Origin of the sequence: Pseudomonas sp. Tri1, from assembly GCF_017968885.1 — a bacterium.
Classification (GTDB): domain Bacteria; phylum Pseudomonadota; class Gammaproteobacteria; order Pseudomonadales; family Pseudomonadaceae; genus Aquipseudomonas.
This window is the reverse complement of sequence record NZ_CP072913.1, coordinates 410,270-433,764: the sequence shown is the minus strand read 5'-3', so window position 1 is coordinate 433,764 and position 23,495 is coordinate 410,270. Positions and strand designations below refer to the sequence as shown.

Below are 23,495 nucleotides of genomic sequence, written 5' to 3'. Positions count from 1 at the left end.
ATGAAGCTGCTTGCCGTCCGCCGTTTGTTGCGCATCCAGCGCGTCGTGATCCGCTACCGCCTCGATGACCTGCTGTTCGCCCTGCCGCTGCCCTGGTTTCTGTTGGCATTGCGCTTCGTGCTGCCGTGGCGTTGGTTCCCCCGCCGCACGCTGGAGCTGACGCGCGGTGCACGCCTGCGCCTGGCCTTGCAGGACCTGGGGCCGATCTTCATCAAGTTCGGGCAAATCCTCTCGACCCGTCGCGACCTGTTGCCCGAAGACATCGCCGATGAACTGATGAAGTTGCAAGACCGCGTGCCGCCGTTCGATTCCAAGGTATCGGTGGCGTTGATCGAAGAGCAGTTGGGCAAAAAGATCAGCGAAGTCTTCAGCCGTTTCGACGTCGAGCCACTGGCCTCGGCCTCCGTGGCCCAGGTTCATGCTGCGCAACTCAAGAGCGGCGAAGAAGTGGTGGTCAAGGTCATCCGCCCGGGCCTCAAGCCGATCATTGCCCAGGACCTGGCGTGGCTGTTCATCCTCGCCCGCGCCGCCGAACGGCTGTCGGCCGATGCGCGCCTGCTGCACCCGGTGGACGTGGTCCAGGACTACGAAAAAACCATCTACGACGAACTCGACCTGCTGCGCGAAGCCGCCAACGCCAGCCAACTGCGCCGCAACTTCGAAGGCTCGCCGCTGCTCTATGTGCCGCAAGTCTATTGGGACTGGTGCCGCCCGAAAGTGTTGGTGATGGAGCGCATCTACGGCATCCAGGTCACCGACCTGGCGACCCTGGCCGACCAGCGCACCGACATGAAACTGCTGGCCGAGCGCGGCGTGGAAATCTTTTTCACCCAGGTGTTTCGCGACAGTTTCTTCCACGCCGACATGCACCCGGGCAACATCTTCGTCAGCACCGTACAGCCGTGGAGCCCGCAATACATTGCCATCGACTGTGGCATCGTCGGCAGCCTGACTCCCGAAGACCAGGATTACCTGGCCCGCAACCTGTTCGCCTTCTTCAAGCGTGATTACCGTCGCGTGGCACAACTGCACATCGATTCGGGCTGGGTGCCGGCCGAGACCAAGCTCAACGAGTTCGAAGCGGCAATCCGTACCGTGTGCGAACCGATCTTCGAAAAACCGTTAAAAGATATTTCCTTCGGCCAGGTGCTGATGCGCCTGTTCCAGACCGCGCGCCGCTTCAACATGGAAGTCCAGCCACAGCTGGTGCTGTTGCAGAAAACCCTGTTGAACATCGAAGGGCTCGGTCGCCAGCTGTACCCAGAGCTGGACCTGTGGAACACCGCCCAGCCCTTCCTTGAACGCTGGATGCGCGAGCGCGTCAGCCCCAAGACCTTGCTGGGCAACGTCCAGAGCCAGTTCGAGCAGATCCCGCACTTGGCCAACATGACCCGCGACCTGCTCGAACGCATGTCCCAGCCGCATGCCCACGATCCTGCGCCACCCTGGCACAAGCGCCGGGACGACTGGTTCCTGCGCCTGCTGGGAGCGGCCCACTTGGGCGGCGGCGCGGTACTGGCGACCGGTGGGCCGTTGAGCCAACTGGGTCACTGGCCGGCCGGTATCATGATAATCGTCGGTTTGTATCTGGTCGTTCGCCGATAGCCAGCACCGGTTCGCGCTGGCACACTGTTTCAACGCTGGGCCCGCCGACTTCAGGTGCGCGGTCCATTGTCGGAGTCAAAGATGAAAAACTGGCAGGACGAGATCAAATGGGACGCTGACGGCCTGGTGCCGGCCATCGCCCAGGATCACAAGACCGGGCGCGTATTGATGATGGCCTGGATGAACCGCGAAGCACTGGCCCTGACCGCCGCCGAGAACCGCGCCATCTATTGGTCACGTTCCCGTGGCAAGCTGTGGCGCAAAGGTGAAGAATCCGGGCATGTGCAGCACCTGCATGAGATGCGCCTGGACTGCGACGGCGACGTCATCATCCTGATGGTCGAGCAAGTCGGTGAGATTGCCTGCCACACCGGCCGTCAAAGCTGCTTCTATCGCGTCTTCGAGAACGGCGACTGGAAAACCGTCGACCCCGTGCTCAAGGACCCGCATGCCATTTATTCAGGACATACCCATGAGTGACACCCTGACCCGCCTGGCCCAGGTGCTGGAAGAGCGCAAAGGCGCCGCGGCCGACAGTTCCTATGTCGCCAGCCTGTACCACAAGGGTTTGAACAAGATTCTGGAAAAAGTCGGCGAAGAATCGGTCGAGACCATCATCGCCGCCAAGGACGCCGCCATCAGCGGCGATTGCAGCGACGTGATCTACGAGACCGCCGACCTGTGGTTCCACAGCCTGGTCATGCTTGCCCAACTGGGGCAGCACCCACAGGCTGTACTGGATGAACTGGACCGTCGTTTCGGTCTGTCCGGGCACGTCGAGAAAGCCTCGCGTCCGTCCACCTGATCAACTGTTGAGAGGAATAGCCACATGGGTATTTTTGACTGGAAACACTGGATCGTCATTCTGGTAGTTGTCGTCCTGGTGTTCGGTACCAAGAAACTGAAAAACCTCGGCACCGATGTCGGCGAGTCGATCAAGGGCTTTCGCAAGGCCATGAACGATGACGAAAAGCCCACCGATCCTACGGCGGCCCCCGGCCAACCGGCGCAGCCGACCCAACCGGTACACCCCCAGGCTGCCCAGCCTGTGAATGCGCCGCACACCATCGACGTGCAGGCCCAGAAAGTCGAAGAGCCCGTCCGTAAAGACTCGTGAGCACTGACTAATGTTTGGGATCAGCTTCACTGAACTGCTGCTCGTCGGCCTCGTCGCCCTGCTGGTGCTGGGCCCCGAGCGTCTGCCGGGGGCTGCGCGCACCGCCGGTCTCTGGATCGGGCGACTGAAGCGCAGCTTCAACGCGATCAAACAGGAAGTTGAACGTGAAATCGGGGCCGACGAGATTCGTCGGCAACTTCACAACGAACACATTCTGTCCCTGGAGCAGGAGGCGCGGAAAATCTTCACGCCGACCCAGCAGGAACCGACGCCGGTACAACCTGTGGCCGAACCGACAATTGCGCCACAGGCCTCGGTGGATGACTCGGCGCCCGTGGTGACCGAGCCTGCCAAACCGGTGCAACCCGCCCCGACGGCGACAACGCCGGAAGTGCCTAACGACCCTACTTTGCCGCCGCGAGCCCCATGAGCGATATCCCCGAGAACGACCAGCCGATGCCGCTGGTATCGCACCTGACCGAGTTGCGCACCCGCCTGTTGCGTTGCGTCGCGGCGGTTTTCATCATCTTCGCCGGGCTGTTTTCCTTCACCCAGCAGATCTACACCTTCGTCTCCACACCGCTGCGCCAGTACCTGCCGGTGGGTGCGACGATGATCGCCACCGACGTGTCATCGCCGTTCCTGACACCTCTGAAGCTGACCATGATGGTCTCGCTGTTCCTGGCGATCCCGGTGATCCTGCACCAGATCTGGGGCTTCATCGCACCGGGCCTGTACAAGCATGAAAAACGCATCGCCGTGCCGCTACTGGTGTCCAGCATCCTGCTGTTCTACACCGGCATGGCCTTCGCTTATTTCTTCGTATTCCCGCTGATCTTCAAGTTCTTCGCCGCCGCTACACCGGCAGGCGTGGAGATGATGACCGACATCACCAGTTACCTGGATTTCGTCATGACGCTGTTCTTCGCCTTCGGCGTGGCGTTCGAAATCCCCGTGGCGGTGGTGCTGCTGGTGTGGATCGGCGTGGTTGACGTTGCCTACCTGAAGAAGATCCGCCCCTACGTGATCATCGGCTGCTTCGTGGTCGGCATGATCCTGACACCGCCAGACATCTTCTCCCAGACCCTGCTGGCCGTGCCGATGTGGCTATTGTTCGAGATCGGCATCCTGTTCGGCGCCCTGGTACGCAAACGCAGTGAAGAGCCGCACGAACAGCCGGCCGACGACCATAACGACCAGCCGCCAGCGACCCAAGCGTGAACCTGCTGCTGCTCGAAGAGGCCGATTTCATCGGGCCGGACCGCGTGATCCTGAGCGATCGCCGGTTGACCCACATGCAGGAAGTCCATCGCAGCGCCGTCGGTGACAGTCTGCGGGTCGGGCGCATCGGCGGGTTGATGGGCACGGCCCAGGTGCTGCGCCTGGAAGCCCGCGAGGCGGAACTGCAAGTGACCCTCGACCAGCCTGCACCGGCCAAGTTGCCGCTGACCCTGGTGCTGGCCCTGCCGCGTCCGAAAATGCTCCGGCGGGTGTTCCAGACCATCGCCACCATGGGCGTGCCGCGCGTAGTGCTGGTCAACAGCTATCGCGTGGAAAAGAGCTTCTGGCAGACGCCGTTCCTCGAGCCCGAGGCCATTCGCGAGCAACTGATCCTGGGCCTGGAACAAGCCCGGGACAGCGTGCTGCCGGAAATCATCATCGAAAAACGCTTCAAACCCTTCGTTGAAGACCGCCTGCCGGCCATTACCGACGGCACCTTGGGCCTGGTCGGTCATCCCGGCAACTACCCGCCCTGCCCGCGTGCGCTGGCAGAGCCGGTGACCTTGGCGATCGGCCCGGAGGGCGGCTGGATTCCCTACGAGATCGACCTGCTGGCCAAGGCCGGCCTGCAACCGGTGCAATTGGGCGAGCGGATCCTGCGGGTCGAGACCGCGGTCACCGCCCTGCTCGCACGGTTGTTCTGATCCCCGTGGCTTGCCACAGTGTCCAAGCTCATTTAGCTCATTTCTCCAGTTCCCCCCTGATGGGCCGATAGTGCTTTATACAAAGCAGTTTCGCCCTCCAAGGGAGTATCAGCATGTTCCAATGGCTAGGTAACGTAGGCGTCAATCGCAAACTCGGCTTCGGTTTCGGTCTGGTACTGCTCTTAACCTTGATGATCGCCTTCACCGGATGGACCGGCCTGGGTAGCGTGATTGCCCGCGGCGATACGCTGGGGCTCATCGCCAGCCTGAACGACCTGACCAAGGACCTGCGCTCTGCACGCATGGACTATTACTCGACCCGCGGTGAAAAAGGTCCGGGGGAAATCAACGATCTGATCGGCAAATTGGAGCCCGGGCTCCAGACCGCCCGTCAACCGGTCGAGCAGCCTGCCGATGTAGCACTCATCGACAAACAACTGGCCGCTGTCGCCGACTACAAGGTTGCCTTCGCCGAGTTGACCCGTGCCATTGCCAGTCGTGAGGGTGCGCGCGGAAAATTGGGCGCCAGCGCGGATAATGCCGTGGCCCGCGTCGCCAGCGTTGAAAACGCCATACGGCAAGGCGGCAACGCTACTCAACTCGACAGTGTGGTAAGCCTGGGCAAGGCAATCCAGCAAGCCCGCTATCAGGTTCGCGGCTATACCTACAGCGGTCAGGCCGACGCCGAACAACCGGCCCTGGATGCCATCGATAACGCGTTGAAAATCCTCGGCAGCCTGCCGGCCCAACTGCCCGATGAACACGCCGTCAATCTGCAACAGGCCAACGAGTCGTTCAAGACCTATCGTGCTGCAGTCAGCCAGTTCCGTGAAGCCCAGACCGCCAGCGCTGCCGCTATCCAGCGCATGTCCGACTTGGGAATTGTGCTACGCGGGGCCAGTAGAGACCTCACCCTGTCTCAAACAGTCGTGCGCGACCATGATGCCGACAAAGCCAAAATGCTCCTGGTTTCAGCCGCCGCGCTGGCCCTGTTGCTCGGGGTGATCGCAGCCATGGCCATTACCCGGCAGATCGTCAGCCCGCTGGAGCAGACCCTCAAGGTCGCCGAGCGCGTGGCGGCAGGTGACTTGACCCACAACCTCAGCTCCGAGCGCCGCGACGAACTGGGCCAACTGCAACGTGCCATGCAGAGCATGACCGTGGGTCTGCGCCAATTGATCGGCGGTATCAGCGACAGCGTCACACAAATCGCCAGCGCCGCCGAACAGCTCTCGGCCGTTACCGAACAGACCAGCGCCGGGGTCAACAGCCAGAAAGTGGAAACCGATCAGGTCGCCACCGCCATGCACGAAATGACCGCCACGGTGCAGGAAGTGGCGCGCAATGCCGAGCAAGCCTCCGAAGCAGCGGTCGCCGCGGACCAGCAGGCTCGCGAAGGCGAAAAAGTGGTGGGTGAAGCCATCGCCCAGATCGAACGCCTGTCCAAGGAAGTGGGCAACTCCACCGAAGCCATGGGTCATCTCAAACGCGAGAGTGACAAGATCGGCAGAGTGCTGGACGTGATCAAATCCGTCGCCCAGCAAACCAACCTGCTGGCCCTCAACGCCGCCATCGAGGCGGCTCGGGCCGGTGACGCCGGACGTGGTTTTGCGGTGGTGGCCGACGAGGTTCGTGGCCTGGCCCAGCGAACCCAGAAGTCCACCGAAGAAATCGAAGCGCTGATCGGCAGCCTGCAATCGGGCACCGAACAGGTCGCGACCACCCTGGACAACAGCCGCAACCTGACCGACAGCAGCGTCGAACTGACCCGGCGCGCCGGCGGCTCACTGGAAAACATCACCCGTACTGTCTCGGCAATCCAATCGATGAATCAGCAGATCGCCGCCGCAGCCGAGCAGCAGAGCGCCGTGGCCGAAGAGATCAACCGCAGCGTCGTGAACGTGCGCGATATCTCCGAACAGACCGCCGCTTCCAGCGAGGAAACCGCCGCCTCCAGTGCCGAACTGGCGCGGCTGGGCGTTCACTTGCAGACACTGGTAGGACGCTTCAAGGTCTAACCTCAAGGGCAGGCATACACCCCATGGAGAGGGCTCTGCGCCCGCTGGGCGCGAGCGGCCACCCACCTCGCTTGGACTGACGAGCGCTCGCAGCCGAGCGCCCTCACCGCAGCAATGCCCCCACCTATTTTCTACAGATCCCCGTGACATGGTCGATACTCTTCTCATAAGACCTATAAAAGGTTCGAAGGAGTATCGGCATGTTCAGTTGGCTAACCGAAAAGCTGGGAAACGTAAGTGTCAACCGCAAGCTAGGTTTCGGCTTCGGCCTGGTCCTGCTTATGACCCTCCTGAGCACCTTCGCAGGTTGGAACAGCCTGAGCAGCGTAATCAGCCGTGCCGATAAACAGGCTTCCATCTCCAGCCTCAATGAGTTGGCCAAGGATTTGCGCGTCGCCAGCCTCGACTATGAGATGCGCCGCGGCGAACAAGGGCCGGCTACCGTCAGCGAGTTCCTGGGCAAGCTCCAGGAGAGCATACAAGCTGCCCTCAAACGGTTTGTGCGCCCGGCAGACCAGGAATTGCTCAATCAGCAACTGGCTATCCTCGATGAGTACAAACGTGCCTTTGCCGACCTGACCCAGGCGACGCAGAACCGCGAATCGGCCCGCTCCAAGCTTGGCGCCAACGCCGACAACGCCGTGGCCAAGGTGACAGAAGTCGAAAATGCCTTGCGCCAAGGCGACAGCGTCCCGCAATTCAACAGTGTGGTGGAGCTGAGCAAACTGCTCCAGCAAGCGCGCTACCAGGTCCGCGGCTACACCTACAGCGGCAAGGCGGAAGCTGAGCAACCAGCGCTGGACGCCATCGAAAACGTCTTGAAAAACCTTGAAAGCCTACCGGGCAAACTGCCGGAACAACACACCGCCGACCTGCAACAAGCCAGTGAATCGATGAAAGCCTATCGTGCTGCTGTCAGCCAGTTCCGCGATTCACAGGTGGCCAGCGCCTCGGCTCTCAAGAAAATGGTGGATCACGACGCCCGGTTGAATGAACTGAACAATCAATTGACTACCTCGCAAATCGAGAAACGCGACCAGGAGACGGCCCAAGCAAAAGAAACGCTGATCATCGTCACCATCCTGGCGTTAGCGTTTGGCCTGCTGGCCGCATGGATCATTACCCGGCAGATCGTCGCTCCACTGCAGCAAACCCTGGTTGCCCTCGAACGTGTCGCCTCCGGCGACTTGAGTCAAAACCTGGTGGTCACCCGCCGTGACGACATGGGCCAGTTGCAAGGCAGCCTGCAGCGCATGGTGATCAGCCTGCGGCAACTGATCAGCGGCATCAGCGACGGCGTCACGCAAATCGCCAGCGCCGCCGAACAGCTCTCGACCGTTACCGAACAGACCAGCGCCGGGGTCAACAGCCAGAAAGTGGAAACCGATCAGGTCGCCACAGCCATGCACGAAATGACCGCCACAGTGCAGGAAGTGGCGCGCAATGCCGAGGAAGCCTCCGAAGCAGCCGTTGCCGCTGACCAACAAGCTCGCGAAGGCGAAAAAGTGGTCGGCGAAGCCATCGCCCAGATCGAACGCCTGTCCAAGGAAGTGGGCAACTCCACCGAAGCCATGGGTCATCTCAAACGCGAGAGCGACAAAATCGGTAGCGTGCTGGACGTGATCAAATCCGTGGCCCAGCAAACCAACCTGCTGGCCCTCAACGCCGCCATCGAAGCGGCCCGGGCCGGTGAGGCCGGGCGTGGTTTTGCGGTGGTGGCCGACGAGGTGCGCAGCCTGGCCCAGCGCACCCAGAAGTCCACTGAAGAGATCGAGGAACTGATCCTGGGCCTGCAATCGGGCACCGAACAGGTCGCGACCACCCTGGACAACAGCCGCAACCTGACCGACAGCAGCGTCGAACTGACCCGACGCGCCGGCGGCTCACTGGAAAACATCACCCGCACCGTCTCGGCAATCCAATCGATGAATCAGCAGATCGCCGCCGCGGCCGAGCAGCAGAGCGCCGTGGCCGAAGAGATCAACCGCAGCGTCGTGAACGTGCGCGATGTGTCCGAACAAACCGCCGCTTCCAGCGAGGAAACCGCCGCCTCCAGTGCCGAACTGGCACGGCTGGGCGTTCATTTGCAGACACTGGTGGGACGCTTCAAGGTCTAACCAACGGGGCAGGCATAGAACCCAAGGCGAGGGAGCTTGCTCCCTCCGGGCGCGAAGCGAGCACCCACCGTGCTCGAACTGACGACCGCTTTGCAGCCGAACGCAAGCAAGCACTCTCATTCAGAGAAGTAACTGACTCCTGTTCTCTACAGAACCCTTCCTACCGGTCGATATAGCTCCCAGCATATAAAATCAACGCTGCAGGGAGTAACGGCATGTTCCGATGGCTGGGTAACGTAAGCGTCAATCGCAAATTGGGTTTCGGCTTCGGCCTGGTGCTGTTCCTGACCGTGATGATCGCCTTCACCGGCTGGAGCAGCCTGGGTAACGTGATCAGCCGTGGCGACAAACTGGGGTTCATTGCCAGCCTGAACGATCTGACCAAGGACTTGCGCCTGGCACGCATGGACTACGACACCTCACGGGGCGAGAAGGGTCCGCAGCAAGTCAACGACCTGATCGGAAAACTCGAAGCCGGGCTGAAGACCGCCCGCCAACTGATCGAGCAACCGGCCGATGTAGCCCTGATCGATAAACAACTGGCCGCCGTTGCCGAGTACAAAAACGCCTTCGCCGAGATGACCCGCGCTACCGCCAGCCGCGAAGATGCCCGTAGCAAGCTCGGCGCCAGTGCAGACAACGCTGTGGCCCGCGTCGCTGAAGTGGAGAAATCGTTGCTGCAAGGCGACAGCGTCGCCCAGTTCAACAGCGTTGTGACACTGAGCAAGGCGGTCCAGCAAGCGCGCTATCAAGTTCGCGGCTACACCTATAGCGGCAAGAGCGAAGCCCAGCAACCGGCCCTTGAGGCCATCGACAATGTCCTCAAACTTCTCGCACGCTTGCCGGAGCAATTGCCCGAGGAACATGCCGCCAACCTGCAACAGGCCAACGACTCGATCAATGTCTATCGCACAGCGGTCAGCCAGTTCCGCGACTCCCAGATCGACAACGCCGCTGCACTCCAGCGCATGGCAGCGCAAGGCGACGTATTGATCGACGCCAGCCAAAAACTGACCGTCTCCCAAACCGCCGTTCGCGACCGCGACGCAGCCGAGGCCAAGACCGTGCTGGTAGTGGCCGCTATTCTCGCGCTGCTGTTTGGCGTCATCGCAGCCCTGGTCATCACCCGACAGATCGTCGGCCCTCTGGGCCAGACCCTCACGATCGCCGAACGCGTGGCGGCGGGCGACTTGACCCACAACCTGACCTCTGACCGCCGCGACGAACTGGGCCAGCTACAGCGCGCCATGCAGAGCATGACCGTGGGCCTGCGGCAATTGATCGGCGGCATCAGCGAAGGCGTCACGCAAATCGCCAGCGCCGCCGAGCAGCTCTCGGCCGTTACCGAACAGACCAGTGCCGGGGTCAACAGCCAGAAAGTGGAAACCGACCAGGTCGCCACCGCCATGCACGAAATGACCGCCACGGTGCAGGAAGTGGCCCGCAATGCCGAAGAAGCCTCCGAGGCCGCAGCCGCTGCCGATTCCCAGGCGCGCGAAGGCGACAAGGTGGTAGGAGAAGCGATTGCCCAGATCGAACGCCTGGCACTCGAAGTCGGTAACTCCACCACCGCCATGGGCGATCTGAAGCGAGAAAGCGACAAGATCGGCAGTGTGCTGGACGTGATCAAATCCGTCGCCCAGCAAACCAACCTGCTGGCCCTCAACGCCGCCATCGAGGCCGCCCGGGCCGGTGAAGCCGGACGTGGTTTTGCGGTGGTGGCCGACGAGGTTCGCAGCCTGGCCCAACGTACCCAGAAGTCCACCGAAGAAATCGAAGAGCTGATCCTGGGTCTGCAATCGGGCACGGAACAGGTCGCCACCACCCTGGACAACAGCCGCAACCTGACCGACAGCAGCGTCGAGCTGACCCGCCGCGCCGGTGGCTCGCTGGAAAACATCACCCGCACGGTCTCGTCGATCCAGTCGATGAACCAGCAGATCGCCGCCGCCGCCGAGCAGCAGAGTGCGGTGGCCGAAGAAATCAACCGCAGTGTGCTGAATGTACGTGATGTGTCGGAGCAAACGGCGTCGTCCAGCGAAGAGACTGCCGCTTCGAGCGCTGAACTGGCGCGGTTGGGGGTGCATTTGCAGACGTTGGTGGGGCGGTTCCGGGTCTAGTGGGCCTACGCAAACCCGTGGCGAGGGAGCTTGCTCCCGCTGGGTGGCGCAGCCGCCCTTTGTGTGTATATCCGTTATTTAGGTAACGGCTACTTAGGGTTCCGCCCTGACGGCGGCTCACTTTTGAGAAGCGCTTTGGTTACTTTCGACTGGGCCGACGGCATCGACACCGAAAGCCTGCTGGTCAACCTCAGCGAAAACCTGGCCTCAGCCGACGCCATGATCAGCGACCTTGCGTTCGACCTGAAAGGCTCGCGGCGCCACGTTGCCCTTGGCATCCTGCAACTGATCGAGCTGAGTGGCATGTTGGCAAACCGAGCCCTGGACAACGTCAATACACAATCCTGACCTTGCCACGGGCGCTGTTCAAAACTCAAATTGCACCCAACAAAAAGCCCCGCTTCCTTTCAGAAGCGGGGCTTTTTGCGTATCAGGCCACTTGAGGCTGTGCGCTCACCGGCTGAAGCGGTAGCAACGGTGCATGGGGATCGGCCTTGACCGATTCGCGCCACGCCGCCAGCCACTCGGGATGAGCCTCGCTCCAGACCTGCTCATGCAGACGGGACAAAGCCACCGGGTCGCTCAACAGCGCCAGTCGCTCGCTGTTGCTGAGCCCGGACGGGCCAGCCTTCAGGGCGTGACGAACACGCTCGACCCGCAGCCATTCAATTGGCTCGGCCTGGCCATGACGCGAGGTAGCCAGCGCGTAGGCCAAGGCGTTCTGTTGCGGATCGACCACCGCCCGGATGAAACCGTCTTTCAGCGCGTGCCAACGGTTTTCATGGGTGTACTGGTCCGTCGACAACAGTTCCTGTGGCGGTGCGTATTCCTCAGGAATCAGGAACAGGCTTTCATCACGGGACTTCAAGCCCAAGCCAACACGGCTGGAAATCACCGATACCGGGATCGACAGCATCAGCGAACCGACAATCGGCACCAACCACCACAGGAAGCTCGGGTTCAGCCAGATCACCAGCAGGGCCCAGAAGAAGCCCAGCAGGGTTTGCGGGCCGTGGCGCTTGACCGCTTCGCTCCATGGCGTGGAGTCGTCGTCACGTTGTGGCGAGTTCCAGGTCGCAGCCCAGCCCAGGAACGCGGCGAGCACGAAACGGGTGTGGAAAATCATCCGTACCGGCGCCAGCAGCATGGAGAACAGCATCTCCAGCAGCATCGACAACGTCACCTTGAACTTGCCACCGAACTCCTTCGCACCCTTGGCCCAGATCAGCACGATGCTCAGCAACTTGGGCAGGAACAGCAGCACGATAGTGGTCGAGAACAGCGCGATGGCTTTTTCAGGGTGCCATTGTGGCCACAACGGATAGAGCTGGCGCGGTTCGAGGAAGTACTGCGGCTCCATCAGCGTGTTCACCGCCAACAACGCAGTGGACAGTACCAGGAAGAAGAACCACAGGGGTGCCGACAGATAGGACATCACACCGGTCAGGAACACCGCACGGTGCACCGGGTGCATGCCCTTGACCAGGAACAGCCGGAAGTTCATCAGGTTGCCGTGGCACCAGCGACGGTCACGCTTGAGTTCGTCCAGCAGGTTCGGCGGCAGTTCTTCGTAGCTGCCCGGCAGGTCATAGGCAATCCACACGCCCCAGCCGGCACGACGCATCAGCGCGGCTTCGACGAAGTCGTGGGACAGGATGGCACCGGCGAACGCGCCTTTACCGGGCAACGGCGCCAGGGCGCAGTGCTCGATGAACGGCTTCATGCGGATGATCGCGTTGTGGCCCCAGTAGTGGGATTCACCCAACTGCCAGAAGTGCAGGCCGGCGGTGAACAGCGGACCGTACACCCGCGTAGCGAACTGCTGCATGCGCGCATACAGCGTGTCCATGCCTGACGCGCGCGGCGCAGTCTGGATGATGCCGGCGTCAGGCGTGGCTTCCATCAAGCGCACCAGGCTGGTCAGGCACGTCCCGCTCATGACGCTGTCAGCGTCGAGCACGACCATGTACTTGTAATCGCTGCCCCAACGACGGCAGAAGTCGTCGAGGTTGCCGCTCTTGCGCTTCACGCGGCGGCGACGACGGCGATAGAAGATCTTGCCGAAACCCCCGGCTTCACGGCAGACATCCAGCCAGGCCTGTTGTTCGGCCACGCAGATATCGCTTTCGTTACTGTCGCTGAGCACGAAGAAGTCGAAACGATCCAGGTCACCGGTGGCGGCCACCGACTCGAAGGTCGCGCGCAAACCGGCGAACACCCGCGGCACGTCCTCGTTGCAGATCGGCATCACCAGCGCGGTGCGGGCGTCCTTGGGAATCGGCTCGTTGCCGGCACTGGCGCCGGAGATCCGGTACTTGTCGTGACCGGTGAGCAATTCGAGGAAGCCCATCAGCGCCGTCCAGAAACCTGCCGACACCCAGCAGAACAGGATCCCGAACAGAATCAGGATGCTGGTTTGCAGCGCATACGGCAGCACTTGCGTGGCGGTCTGCAACAGCGGTTGGTGCAGGACTTCTTCCAGGTCCACGAACGACCAGCCCTGGTAGGGCATGATGCCTTTCATGTACCAGCCAGCCACGATGGTCTGGCCGAGCATCAATATCAGCAGGATGTAGCGGCGGGTCGACCCCACGGTACGCCAGCGCGCATGGGGCAGCACACGCTCATCCTTGGGCGGCTTCGGCGGGTTGGTGCGGCCGGTCAGGCGGCGCCAGCCACGCACCAGGATATTGGTACGCCACGGTTCCGGCACGACCTTGGTCCGACGAATCGGTGGCGTAGCCTTCAGGCGCACGCGACCGCTGGCGTCGACCGACAGCATCTCGGCGTCCTCGAGCTCCTCGGCGGTGCTCAGGGTCAGGCGACGGCCCACCGAGGCTTGTGCCGCCTCGGCAGGTGCATCGAAGGTCGAAGACGACAAGCGTTCGTGCAATTCGCTGAAAGACGAGCAGCCCGCCAGCTCGGCGCGCTGCTCGTCGGTCATGGGCAAATGTGCCAGATACTCGCTGAGAGACTCTGGCTGTACTGAAGTATTACTCATCGGCAGGCAACTGATAGCTCCAGGTCTCGGTCAGGACTTGCTCAGTCTGTTCCGGTTCCTGCGGGGTTGGGGTCGCCTCAACAGCGGCGGACGCCGCCTTGACGGCCTTGGCTTCTTTTTCCTTCTCTGTTCCTTGCTCTTTTTCTTTCTCTTTCTCGTTCTGTTGCTTGGCGATCTTGTCGGCCTTGGCCAGGGTGGTCACCGAATGCGACGCGGCAGGTTCCTCGACCGGAACAAGCGGCCGGACCAGCGCGGCGCGCATCTCGGTCGCCTTGCCCGGGTCTTTGATCTTCATGCGCAACGTCAAGCGCCAGCCCTTGGTTTCAGGGTTGTAGCGCACGCTGTTCTCGACGATCTCGGCGTTGTCGCCGACGCTCACCTGGCTACGCACGTCGGCGTTTTCCGGCAGGGCTTGCAGGGACGGACCTTCGAAATCCACCAGGTAGGCGACGCTCCCGTCCGGTTGACGGATCAGGTTGGATTGCTTCACGTCCCCGGTGGAACGCAGGGTCTGCTTGACCCAGGCGCTGTCCGGCGAATGCAGGTTGGCTTCGTCGAGGGTCCAATGCAGACGGTAGGAGAAGTCCAGCGGCTGGCCTGGCTCCGGCAGTTTTTCCGGGCTCCAGAACGCTACGATGTTGTCGTTGGTCTCGTCGGCGGTCGGAATTTCCACCAGGTCGACAGAGCCCTTGCCCCAATCGCCCTTCGGTTCGATCCAGGCGCTTGGACGTTTTTCGTAGCGGTCGTCCAGGTCTTCGTAGTGGCTGAAGTCACGACCCCGTTGCAGCAGGCCGAAACCACGCGGGTTTTCTACCGAGAAGTTGCTCACGGCCAGGTGTTTCGGGTTGTTCAGCGGGCGCCAGATCCACTCGCCGTTACCGGCGTGGATCGACAGGCCACTGGAATCGTGCAGTTCGCGACGGTAGTTCAGCACTTTGGACGGTTGGTTGGCGCCGAACAGGAACATGCTTGTAAGCGGGGCAACGCCCAGCTTGGTCACGCGGTCACGCAGGAACATGCGCGATTTCACGTCTACGATGGTGTCGGTGCCCGGGCGCAAGGTCAGGCGATAGGCGCCAGTTGCCCGCGGCGAATCCAGCAGGGCGAAGATCACCAGGTGCTTGTCGGTCGGTTTCGGGCGCTGGATCCAGAATTCGCGAAAGCGCGGGAATTCCTCACCGGATGGCAAGGCGGTGTCGATGGCCATGCCGCGGGCGGACAAGCCGTAAGTCTGACCCTTGCCAATGACGCGGAAGTAGCTCGCGCCCAGCATGGTCATGATTTCGTCTTGCTTGTCGGCCTTGTTGATCGGGTACAGCACACGGAAACCCGCATAGCCCAACTGTTCGGTGGCCTTGGGGTCGAACTTCACGTCACCGAAATCGAAGCGCGACGGGTCGTACTTGATCTCTTCGACGGTGGTCGCGGTGATTTCGTTGATTTTCACCGGGGTGTCGAAATGCATCCCCTGGTGATAGAAGGACAGCCTGAACGGGGTCTTCTGGTCGGCCCATTCGGCTTTTTCGGTGCGGAAACGGATTTTTTGATAGTCAGCGAATTTCATTTCGCGGAATTCGTTCGGCAGATTGCTGCGCGGGGCTTCGAATTTTTGCCCGGCCAGTTCTTGAGCCTTCGCCGATACATCATCCAGGCTGAATGCCCACAGTTGGCCCGCGCCGAACAGGCACAACAGGGCCGAGCCCGCTACCAGAGCGTTTCTAAACCGTTTGGCAGACATCTTTTGTGCATTACAGGGACTAACAATCACGAGCAACCCTCGCCGAAAACAGATCAAAAAACCAACGGCCAGATAAAGTATCTGCAGGGTATCGGCATTGAAAAACCACCCCCGCGGACCACTCTTGCCAAGTTGGCGAGCATTGTTCCGACTCCGGTGGGAGAAAATGATTCCCCAAACGGACCAGGACAAGTCTCTACCTAAGTCAAATGGACCAGCGAACGCTGATCCCCCGTAGCGCGCGATTATCTAGTAGGCCGCGTGACAACGCATCAGGGATAGCAAAGTATTTATCGAGAAAACTCCCCGTTTAGCCTCGAAACAGACCCGAAAAGATGTTTCAGACACTTTCAGACCTGTAACAGAAAGGTTACCGGACCATCGTTGACCAGATGCACTTGCATGTCGGCGCCGAATCTACCTGATGCCACAGTGCCATGCACCTGTTTCGCTTGGCTGAGCAAATAGTTGAACAATTCTTCTCCCAGCAACGGAGGCGCGGCCGTCGAAAAGCTCGGGCGCAAGCCACTTTTGGTGTCCGCTGCCAGGGTGAACTGCGACACCAGCAACAAACCGCCGCCGACGTCTGCCAAGGACAGGTTCATCTTGCCGTCGGCGTCACTGAATACCCGATAGTTAAGCAGCTTATGCAGGAGTTTGTCGGCGCTGGCCCGGGTATCCCCGGGCTCGACGGCCACCAGCACCAGCAAGCCCTGGTCTACCGCGCCAACGATCTCGCCTGCAACTTCGACCCGGGCGCCGCGAACCCGTTGCAACAACCCCTTCATGCTTCTTCGGGCGGCAGGTCTAGCAAGCGTCGGGCCATTTGCGCAGCGGCACGCACCAGCGCATCGGTGATGCCCGGCTCGGAAGCTGCGTGACCGGCGTCGCGGATCACCTGCAATTCGCTGTTGGGCCAGTTCTGGTGCAGTTCCCAGGCATTGTCCAGCGGGCAGATCACGTCGTAACGGCCATGCACGATGACGCCCGGCAAATGGGCGATCTTGCCCATATCCCGAATCAGCTGGTTGGGTTCGAGGAAGGCGTTGTTGGTGAAGTAATGGCATTCGATCCGGGCGATCGACAGCGCACGCTGCGGCTCGGAGAAGCGATCGACCACCAGCGGATTCGGGCGCAGGGTCGCGGTACGCCCCTCCCATGTGGACCAGGCCTTGGCCGCGTGCATCTGGGCGATCTGGTCATTGCCGGTCAGGCGCTTGTGGAAGGCGCTGAGCAGGTCGTCGCGTTCGTCCAGCGGGATCGGTGCGATGTAGTCCTGCCAGTAGTCGGGAAACAGGCGGCTTGCACCGGCCTGATAGAACCACTCGATTTCCTGCGGACGGCAGAGAAAGATCCCACGCAGAATCATCCCGTGTACCCGCTCCGGATGGGTCTGGGCGTAGGCCAGGGCCAGGGTCGAGCCCCAGGAGCCACCAAACAGCACCCACTTTTCGATGCCCAGGTGCTTGCGAATGCGCTCCAGGTCTTCGACCAGATCCCAGGTGGTGTTGTTCTCGAGGCTGGCATGAGGCGTGGAACGACCACAACCCCGCTGATCGAAGGTGACGATGCGATAGAGGTTCGGATCGAAGTAGCGACGGCTCTGCGCATCGCAACCCGCTCCCGGGCCGCCGTGGATGAACACCACCGGCAGGCCTTCGGGGGAGCCGCTTTCATCGACGTAGAGCGTGTGGGTGTCATCGACAGCCAGATCGTGCCGGGCATGGGGTTTGATCTGCGGGTACAAAGTCTGCATTGAGCGCTCCGTAAGGGGTCGAGTCATCCCTGTAGGGACTTCTATTTAGTCTGCCGTCCGGCATCATAAACCCGAATTACCTTAATGAGCATGCCCCCTGCGCAGTCAAAGCGTGTCAGCCAGGTACGCCAGCAGAGTGCGATACATCTGATCGACCTCTGGCACCTGGCCCCGGCCACGTAGACAACCGTGAACCAGTCCTCCGCCGACATACAGCACAGCGTCCACCCCTGCGGCGTTCAGCCGCTCGCTATAAAGGACGCCGTCGTCGCGCAGCGGATCCCATTGCGCCACGATGATCAGCGCCGGCGGCAGGCCGCTCAGGTCATCGGCGAGCAACGGCATGGCCTGGGCAGACGGTTGAGCGTCGTTCAGGTAGAGAGCGTGATAACTCTCCAGATCGCGGCGGCTCAGCAACGGTGCATCGGCACACTCGTGCCGCGAAGGCAGATGCGCCGGGCCACCGAGGGCCGGATAAATCAGCACCTGGGCCTGGGGCAACGCATGCCCGGCATCGCGCAAGGCCAGGCATAACGCAGCGGCAAGGTTACCCCCGGCGCTGTCACCGGCCACCAGCCGACGGTGAGGGTCGATGGCAAAGGGGGCGCTCGTCAGATCGCGCCACACCGCGAGGCAATCTTCGAACCCCGCAGGAAACGGATGCTCCGGGGCCAGCCGATAATCCACCGCCACGACCAGCACGCCAAGGGTGGTGGCCAGCTCCATGCAGATGAAGTCATGGGAGTCCAGGTCCCCCACCACCCAACCGCCTCCGTGCAGGTAGAGCATGCACGGCCAGCCTTCGGCCGGCGCAGCGATCTTGGGGTGATAGGCCCGTACGGCCACGCCAGCCAACTCGAAATCCTCGACCGCCAACGCCTCCGGGCGCGGCGGGGTGAACGCCCGGCACATTTGAGCGTAGGCCTGACGCGAGCCGGCAAGGCTGTTGTCCGAGGTGTTGAAGCTCAGGGTTTTGTCGATGAAGGCTGACATCGCCTGGGAGAGTGGGTAAGCCATAGGAGTGACAACCAGATATGTCCTTGGACGAAGTGCAACCTGTGGCGAGGGGATTTATCCCCTCGCCACAGGAGTTATCAGTGTCCAGAAAATTGGGTCAGTTCTTTAGACTGGCCTGCACCGCCGCCACGCCATCCTTGCCGTCGAAGCTGGTGACACCGGCCAGCCAGCGCTGAAGGTCCTCAGGATGATCACGCAACCATTGCCGGGCCACGTCCTGGGGGGTCTTGCGCTCCATGATCGGCACCATCAACTGGCTTTCCTGGGCGGCAGTGAAGCTCAGGTTCTCCAGCAAACGGTTCACGTTCGGACACCGCTGGGCGTAGTCCGGCGCGGTCACGGTGGAGACAGTTGCGGCGCCCTCGTTCGGGCCGTAGACGTCTTCACTGCCGGTCAGGTAGGTGATGTTCATGTTGATATTCATCGGGTGCGGGGTCCAGCCAACGAACACCACGAACTCCTTGCGATTCACCGCCCGTTGCACCGCGGCGAGCATGCCCGCCTCGCCGGATTCGATCAGCTTGAAGTCCTTGAGGCCGAAGTGGTTGGTTTCGATCATGGTCTTGATGGTGGTGTTGGCACCACTGCCCGGCTCGATGCCGTAGATCTTGCCGCCCAGTTGATCCTTGAATCGGGCGATGTCGGCGAAAGTCTTGAGCCCTGCGGCGGCCACATAGTCCGGCACCGCCAGCGTGGCCTGGGCATCAGACAGACTCGGCTTATCCAACACCTTCACCTGGTTGGCCGCCAGGAACGGGGCGATGTTCTTGTCCATCGCCGGTTTCCAGTAGCCCAGGAAGATATCGAGGCGCTTGTCGCGGATGCCGGCGAAGATGATCTGTTGCACGGCACTGGTCTGCTTGCTTTCGTAGCCCAGGCCCGTGAGCAGTACATCGGCCATGCCGCTGGTGGCGATCACGTCGGTCCAGTTGACCACGCCCATGCGCACGGCCTGGCAGGACGCCGGCTCGGCAGCCATCGCCCCGCTGCTCAAGATGGCGGTACCGCAGAGGATCGACAGACAGCGTTTGAACAGTCTTTTCATCGGGAAGGTCTCGTGCGGCAGCGGATTATTGTAGGTCGGTGTCTTGCTGCACCGTGACCGGAACATTACGCAGCGCCGAGGGGCTGAAGGTGAACTGTGGCGACTCGGTTTTGCACAGTGGCGACCGTTCCCGCCCGAGGCTCAAGAACAAAACAAACCTGTAGCGAGAGGATCTGTGGGAGCAAGGCATGCCCGCGCTGAAGACACCGCCGTTTCCCTGAAACCGAGGCGCCTGTATAGCGAGCAAGCTTTGCTCCCACAGATGACTCCCCTCGCCACAGAAGAATCGCGTAAGCCTTTATTTCTTGTACGTCTGCCGCCCCCACGCCAGCAAACCTTCCAGCAATTGCATGAGCACGACCTGGGTCGGTTCCGCCAAATCCGCACGGTAGTTGAACGGTTCGAACTCTTCCATGTAGGTGCTCTGGCACAGCTCCAGTTGCACCGCGTGGATGTGCTCGGCCGGGTTGCCGTAGTGTCGGGTGATGTGTCCACCCTTGAAACGCCCGTTGAGCACATGGGTGAATTCGCCATGGCGGGCGCAGATGGCTTCGAGCTGGCTGGCCAGCGCCGGGTCGCAGCTGGCGCCGTTGAAGGTACCCAGGTTGAAATCCGGCAGCTTGCCGTCGAACAGGTGCGGGATCACCGAACGGATCGAATGAGCATCGAACAACAAGGCATAGCCGAACTCAGCCTTGAGCCGCGCCAGTTCCTGTTGCAAGGCCTGATGGTACGGCGTCCAGACCTGCTGCAAATAAGCCGCCCGTTCCTCGGCCGACGGCTCCAGCCCTTGGCGAAACAACGGCACGCCATCGAACAGCGTCGCCGGGTACAAGCCAGTGGTGGCGCCGACGTACATCGGCTTGTCGTCGGAAGGACGATTCAGGTCGATGACGAACCGAGAGTACTCAGCGGCCAGGGTGCTGGCGCCCAATTCGGCAGCGAACTCGTAGAGCCGGGGAATATGCCAGTCGGTGTCCGGCAGGCTCTGGGCCTCGGGGATCAACCCGGCCTCTACCGCCGGGGTCAGACGCAGGCCGGCATGGGGCATGCTGATCAACAGCGGCACGCGCCCTTGCTTGAAATTCAGGACCTTCTCCACAGCCGTTCTCCTCAATCGATTTCAACGCCGTGACGCACGACGCGTTTTTCCAGTTCGCCACCGAGCCAGTACGCCAGGTCAGCCGGACGGTCGATGTGCCAGGCGACAAAATCCGCCACTTTGCCGGCTTCCAGCGAACCGTGGGTGTCCGCCATACCCAAGGCCTGGGCGGCATGAATAGTCGCCCCGGCCAGGGCTTCTTCGGGGGTCATCCGAAAGCACGTGCAGGCCATGTTCAACATCAAGCGCAGCGACAGCGCCGGCGAGGTGCCAGGGTTGAGATCGCTGGCCACGGCGATCTTCACGCCGTGCTTGCGCAGGGCGTCCATGGGCGGCAGTTGGGTTTCGCGCAGGAAATAAAACGCCCCTGGCAGCAGCACCGCCACCGTGCCGGACTCGGCCATGGCCCTGGCATCGTCCTCGGTCATGAATTCCAGGTGATCGGCCGACAGCGCCTGGTAACGCGCCGCCAGGCTTGAACCGTGCAGGGACGACAATTGCTCGGCGTGCAGCTTCACTGGCAGCCCCAGTTGTTGAGCAGTGATAAACACCCGCTCGACTTGTGCCGGGGAAAACGCCAGGTATTCGCAAAAGGCATCCACCGCATCCACCAGCCCTTCGGCCGCCAGCGCTGGCAGCATCTCGGTGCAGATGTGCTCAATGTAATCATCGGCCTGATCTTTGTATTCCGGTGGCAAGGCGTGGGCCGCCAGACAGGTGCTGCGAACGCTGACCGGCAGTTCGGCGCCAAGGCGACGGATGACGCGCAGGATTTTGCGTTCGCTGGCCAGGTCCAGGCCGTAGCCGGACTTGATTTCCACCGTGGTCACGCCGTCGCGCATCAGGCTTTGCAGGCGTTTGGCGGCGCTGGCGAACAGCTCGTCTTCACTGGCGGCGCGAGTGGCACGCACGGTGCTGGCGATGCCACCGCCGGCCGCCGCGATCTCGGCGTAGCTGACGCCTTGCAGACGCTGTTCGAACTCACCGCTGCGGTTGCCACCAAACACCGTGTGGGTGTGGCAGTCGATCAGCCCCGGAGTGACCCAGGCGCCCTTGAGGTCCGTAACCGCCGGGTAGTCTCCGGCGGGCAGCTCCGCGCGCGGGCCGATCCATTGAATGTGCTCGCCCAGGGTAACGATGGCGGCGTCTTCGATGATCGAGTAGACGCCCTGGGCCATGGTGGCGGCGTGGCAGTTTTGCCAGAGGGTTTTCATCCCGAGTCTCCTCGTCTCATTCAAAATCGATTCGCGAGCAGGCTCGCTCCCACAGGGATCAGGGGCGTACCCCAAATGGGGTTCGACACCGATCCCCTGTGGGAGCGAGCTTGCTCGCGATGAGGCCCTTACAGGCTCGGCAGCAATTGCGCTGTGACCAGCTCGTTCAAGCAACGACTGGCCAACAGTTCACTGGCCGCATTGATGTCCGGCGCAAAGAACCGGTCCTTCTCATAAAACGGTACGTCTGCACGCAAGAGCGCGCGGGCCTGTTCCAGCTTCGCGGAGGTCTTCAAACCGCCACGCAGGTCCAGCCCCTGGCATGCCGCCAGCCATTCCACCGCCAGAATTCCACGGGTGTTCTCGGCCATTTCCCACAAACGCTTGCCGGCGGCCGGGGCCATGGAAACGTGGTCTTCCTGGTTGGCCGAGGTCGGCAGGCTGTCCACCGAATGGGGATGGGACAGGGCCTTGTTTTCGCTGGCCAGGGCAGCCGCGGTAACCTGGGCAATCATGAAGCCGGAGTTCACCCCGCCGTTGGCCACCAGGAACGGCGGCAGTTGCGACATGTGCTTGTCCATCATCAACGAAATACGGCGCTCGCTCAGGGAGCCGATTTCGGCAATCGCCAAGGCCATGTTGTCGGCCGCCATCGCCACCGGTTCGGCGTGGAAGTTGCCGCCGGAAATCACGTCGCCCTCGGCGGCGAACACCAGCGGGTTATCCGACACCGCATTGGCCTCGATCACCAGCACTTCGGCGGCCTGGCGGAACTGGGTCAGGCAGGCGCCCATCACTTGCGGCTGGCAGCGCAGGGAGTAGGGGTCCTGGACCTTGTCGCAGTTCTGGTGTGAATCGGAAACTTCACTGCGCTCGCCCAGCAGATCACGGTACGCCGCCGCGACATCGATCTGGCCCCTCTGGCCGCGAGCGGCATGGATGCGCGCATCGAACGGCGAGCGCGAGCCGAGCACCGCTTCCACTGTCAGGCTGCCCAGGGCCAGGGCACCGGCGAACAGGTCTTCGCCCTCGAACAGGCCACGCAGGGCAAACGCGGTGGACACCTGGGTGCCGTTGAGCAGCGCCAGGCCTTCTTTCGCCGCCAGCGTCAGCGGCGCCAGGCCGGCGACTTTCAGCGCCTCGACAGCCGGCAGCCATTCGCCCTTGTAACGAGCCTTACCCTCGCCCAGCAGCACCAGGGACATGTGCGCCAGCGGTGCCAGGTCACCAGAAGCACCGACCGAACCTTTGAGCGGAATATGCGGATAGACCTCGGCATTGATCAGCGCGATCAGCGCATCGATCACCTGCCGGCGGATCCCGGAAAAACCCCGGCTCAGGCTGTTGACCTTGAGCACCATGACCAGCCGGACCAACGCATCACTGATCGGCTCGCCCACACCGGCGGCATGGGACAGCACCAGGGAGCGCTGCAGGTTTTCCAGGTCTTCGCTGGCGATGCGGGTCGAGGCCAACAAGCCAAAACCGGTGTTGATGCCGTAGGCAGTGCGGTTCTCGGCAAGGATCTGCTCAACGCAGGCGACACTGGCCTCGATCTGCGCCGAGGCGCTGGCGTCGAGGCTCAGGGTCACGGGTTGCTGATAGATGTCACGCAATTGAGCAAGGCTCAGTTGGCCGGGAATCAGGTTTAAGGCAGTCATGTATTGCTCCTTTTGAGAGTTTTGTTTTCACCCGCCGGTCGCTCCGGAATGTTCCGTTA

General features: G+C 61.8%; 19 protein-coding genes and 1 pseudogene. 11 read left to right on the top strand and 9 right to left on the bottom strand.

The genetic code is table 11. From position 1 onward, the window contains the following. The 11 genes and pseudogenes from ubiB to J9870_RS01855 form a co-directional block, all read left to right on the top strand. Window positions 1-1,605 carry a ubiquinone biosynthesis regulatory protein kinase UbiB gene (ubiB, locus tag J9870_RS01905; RefSeq protein ID WP_210642456.1) on the top strand — a complete coding sequence of 535 codons (1,605 nt, stop codon included), beginning with the start codon at window positions 1-3 and terminating at the stop codon, window positions 1,603-1,605. Window positions 1,606-1,686: 81 nt separating this feature from the next. Further along, the gene (hisI, locus tag J9870_RS01900; protein WP_003196931.1) at window positions 1,687-2,085 is read left to right on the top strand and encodes a phosphoribosyl-AMP cyclohydrolase; all 399 of its coding nucleotides are present in this window, start codon (window positions 1,687-1,689) and stop codon (window positions 2,083-2,085) included. Then, window positions 2,078-2,410 carry a phosphoribosyl-ATP diphosphatase gene (locus tag J9870_RS01895; protein ID WP_210642455.1) on the top strand — a complete coding sequence of 111 codons (333 nt, stop codon included), beginning with the start codon at window positions 2,078-2,080 and terminating at the stop codon, window positions 2,408-2,410. Before hisI ends, J9870_RS01895 begins: the two co-directional genes overlap by 8 nt. Before the next feature lie 24 nt (window positions 2,411-2,434). Further along, window positions 2,435-2,722, top strand: coding sequence for a twin-arginine translocase TatA/TatE family subunit (locus J9870_RS01890; protein WP_210642454.1), 288 nt, complete (start codon window positions 2,435-2,437; stop codon window positions 2,720-2,722). A 10-nt stretch (window positions 2,723-2,732) separates the two neighbouring features. Continuing rightward, window positions 2,733-3,152 (top strand): Sec-independent protein translocase protein TatB, encoded by a 420-nt coding sequence (gene tatB / locus J9870_RS01885; RefSeq protein ID WP_210642453.1) that lies wholly within the window; start codon window positions 2,733-2,735, stop codon window positions 3,150-3,152. Continuing rightward, window positions 3,149-3,943: a twin-arginine translocase subunit TatC gene (gene tatC / locus J9870_RS01880; RefSeq protein WP_210642452.1), complete on the top strand. Its 795-nt coding sequence runs from the start codon at window positions 3,149-3,151 to the stop codon at window positions 3,941-3,943. Before tatB ends, tatC begins: the two co-directional genes overlap by 4 nt. After that, entirely contained in the window at window positions 3,940-4,647 is a 708-nt protein-coding gene (locus J9870_RS01875) for a 16S rRNA (uracil(1498)-N(3))-methyltransferase (RefSeq protein ID WP_210642451.1), read from the top strand. Before tatC ends, J9870_RS01875 begins: the two co-directional genes overlap by 4 nt. 113 nt (window positions 4,648-4,760) lie before the next feature. Next, window positions 4,761-6,665 (top strand): methyl-accepting chemotaxis protein, encoded by a 1,905-nt coding sequence (locus J9870_RS01870; RefSeq protein WP_210642450.1) that lies wholly within the window; start codon window positions 4,761-4,763, stop codon window positions 6,663-6,665. 200 nt (window positions 6,666-6,865) lie between these two features. Then, window positions 6,866-8,782, top strand: coding sequence for a methyl-accepting chemotaxis protein (locus J9870_RS01865; RefSeq protein WP_210642449.1), 1,917 nt, complete (start codon window positions 6,866-6,868; stop codon window positions 8,780-8,782). A 215-nt stretch (window positions 8,783-8,997) separates the two neighbouring features. Continuing rightward, a complete protein-coding gene (locus J9870_RS01860) occupies window positions 8,998-10,902 on the top strand; it encodes a methyl-accepting chemotaxis protein (protein WP_210642448.1) in 1,905 nt (634 codons plus the stop codon). 156 nt (window positions 10,903-11,058) lie between these two features. After that, window positions 11,059-11,250, top strand: a pseudogene (locus J9870_RS01855) (DUF6124 family protein); the annotation flags it as partial. 82 nt (window positions 11,251-11,332) lie between these two features. Here J9870_RS01855 and mdoH read toward each other — a convergent pair. From mdoH to hutH, 9 genes are all read right to left on the bottom strand, one after another. After that, window positions 11,333-13,903 carry a glucans biosynthesis glucosyltransferase MdoH gene (gene mdoH / locus J9870_RS01850; RefSeq protein ID WP_210642447.1) on the bottom strand — a complete coding sequence of 857 codons (2,571 nt, stop codon included), beginning with the start codon at window positions 13,901-13,903 and terminating at the stop codon, window positions 11,333-11,335. Beyond that, window positions 13,896-15,671, bottom strand: a complete 1,776-nt coding sequence (locus J9870_RS01845; RefSeq protein WP_210642446.1) for a glucan biosynthesis protein G — start codon at window positions 15,669-15,671, stop codon at window positions 13,896-13,898. Before J9870_RS01845 ends, mdoH begins: the two co-directional genes overlap by 8 nt. Window positions 15,672-15,991: 320 nt before the next feature. Further along, a complete protein-coding gene (gene dtd / locus J9870_RS01840) occupies window positions 15,992-16,429 on the bottom strand; it encodes a D-aminoacyl-tRNA deacylase (RefSeq protein WP_210642445.1) in 438 nt (145 codons plus the stop codon). Beyond that, window positions 16,426-17,397, bottom strand: a complete 972-nt coding sequence (pip, locus tag J9870_RS01835; RefSeq protein ID WP_210642444.1) for a prolyl aminopeptidase — start codon at window positions 17,395-17,397, stop codon at window positions 16,426-16,428. The genes dtd and pip overlap by 4 nt, the downstream gene beginning before the upstream one ends. A 105-nt stretch (window positions 17,398-17,502) precedes the next feature. After that, a complete protein-coding gene (locus tag J9870_RS01830) occupies window positions 17,503-18,414 on the bottom strand; it encodes an alpha/beta hydrolase (RefSeq protein ID WP_210642443.1) in 912 nt (303 codons plus the stop codon). A gap of 97 nt (window positions 18,415-18,511) precedes the next feature. Beyond that, complete coding sequence (locus J9870_RS01825) at window positions 18,512-19,459, bottom strand: choline ABC transporter substrate-binding protein (protein WP_210642442.1); 948 nt, start codon at window positions 19,457-19,459, stop codon at window positions 18,512-18,514. A 298-nt stretch (window positions 19,460-19,757) separates the two neighbouring features. Further along, window positions 19,758-20,561 carry an N-formylglutamate deformylase gene (hutG, locus tag J9870_RS01820; protein ID WP_210642441.1) on the bottom strand — a complete coding sequence of 268 codons (804 nt, stop codon included), beginning with the start codon at window positions 20,559-20,561 and terminating at the stop codon, window positions 19,758-19,760. A gap of 11 nt (window positions 20,562-20,572) precedes the next feature. Beyond that, a complete protein-coding gene (gene hutI / locus J9870_RS01815) occupies window positions 20,573-21,775 on the bottom strand; it encodes an imidazolonepropionase (protein ID WP_210642440.1) in 1,203 nt (400 codons plus the stop codon). A gap of 128 nt (window positions 21,776-21,903) precedes the next feature. Then, window positions 21,904-23,436: a histidine ammonia-lyase gene (gene hutH / locus J9870_RS01810; RefSeq protein WP_210642439.1), complete on the bottom strand. Its 1,533-nt coding sequence runs from the start codon at window positions 23,434-23,436 to the stop codon at window positions 21,904-21,906. Window positions 23,437-23,495 lie beyond the last annotated feature (59 nt).

What these genes read in the sequence shown, in the direction of transcription:
- J9870_RS01895 (WP_210642455.1), top strand. Translation starts at nt 2,078, where the DNA reads ATGAGTGACACCCTGACCCGCCTGGCCCAGGTGCTGGAAGAGCGCAAA.
- mdoH (WP_210642447.1), bottom strand. Translation starts at nt 13,903, where the DNA reads ATGAGTAATACTTCAGTACAGCCAGAGTCTCTCAGCGAGTATCTGGCA.
- J9870_RS01860 (WP_210642448.1), top strand. Translation starts at nt 8,998, where the DNA reads ATGTTCCGATGGCTGGGTAACGTAAGCGTCAATCGCAAATTGGGTTTC.
- tatC (WP_210642452.1), top strand. Translation starts at nt 3,149, where the DNA reads ATGAGCGATATCCCCGAGAACGACCAGCCGATGCCGCTGGTATCGCAC.
- J9870_RS01830 (WP_210642443.1), bottom strand. Translation starts at nt 18,414, where the DNA reads ATGGCTTACCCACTCTCCCAGGCGATGTCAGCCTTCATCGACAAAACC.
- J9870_RS01890 (WP_210642454.1), top strand. Translation starts at nt 2,435, where the DNA reads ATGGGTATTTTTGACTGGAAACACTGGATCGTCATTCTGGTAGTTGTC.
- hutH (WP_210642439.1), bottom strand. Translation starts at nt 23,436, where the DNA reads ATGACTGCCTTAAACCTGATTCCCGGCCAACTGAGCCTTGCTCAATTG.
- dtd (WP_210642445.1), bottom strand. Translation starts at nt 16,429, where the DNA reads ATGAAGGGGTTGTTGCAACGGGTTCGCGGCGCCCGGGTCGAAGTTGCA.
- J9870_RS01865 (WP_210642449.1), top strand. Translation starts at nt 6,866, where the DNA reads ATGTTCAGTTGGCTAACCGAAAAGCTGGGAAACGTAAGTGTCAACCGC.
- J9870_RS01870 (WP_210642450.1), top strand. Translation starts at nt 4,761, where the DNA reads ATGTTCCAATGGCTAGGTAACGTAGGCGTCAATCGCAAACTCGGCTTC.
- J9870_RS01825 (WP_210642442.1), bottom strand. Translation starts at nt 19,459, where the DNA reads ATGAAAAGACTGTTCAAACGCTGTCTGTCGATCCTCTGCGGTACCGCC.
- tatB (WP_210642453.1), top strand. Translation starts at nt 2,733, where the DNA reads ATGTTTGGGATCAGCTTCACTGAACTGCTGCTCGTCGGCCTCGTCGCC.
- pip (WP_210642444.1), bottom strand. Translation starts at nt 17,397, where the DNA reads ATGCAGACTTTGTACCCGCAGATCAAACCCCATGCCCGGCACGATCTG.
- ubiB (WP_210642456.1), top strand. Translation starts at nt 1, where the DNA reads ATGAAGCTGCTTGCCGTCCGCCGTTTGTTGCGCATCCAGCGCGTCGTG.
- hisI (WP_003196931.1), top strand. Translation starts at nt 1,687, where the DNA reads ATGAAAAACTGGCAGGACGAGATCAAATGGGACGCTGACGGCCTGGTG.
- hutI (WP_210642440.1), bottom strand. Translation starts at nt 21,775, where the DNA reads ATGAAAACCCTCTGGCAAAACTGCCACGCCGCCACCATGGCCCAGGGC.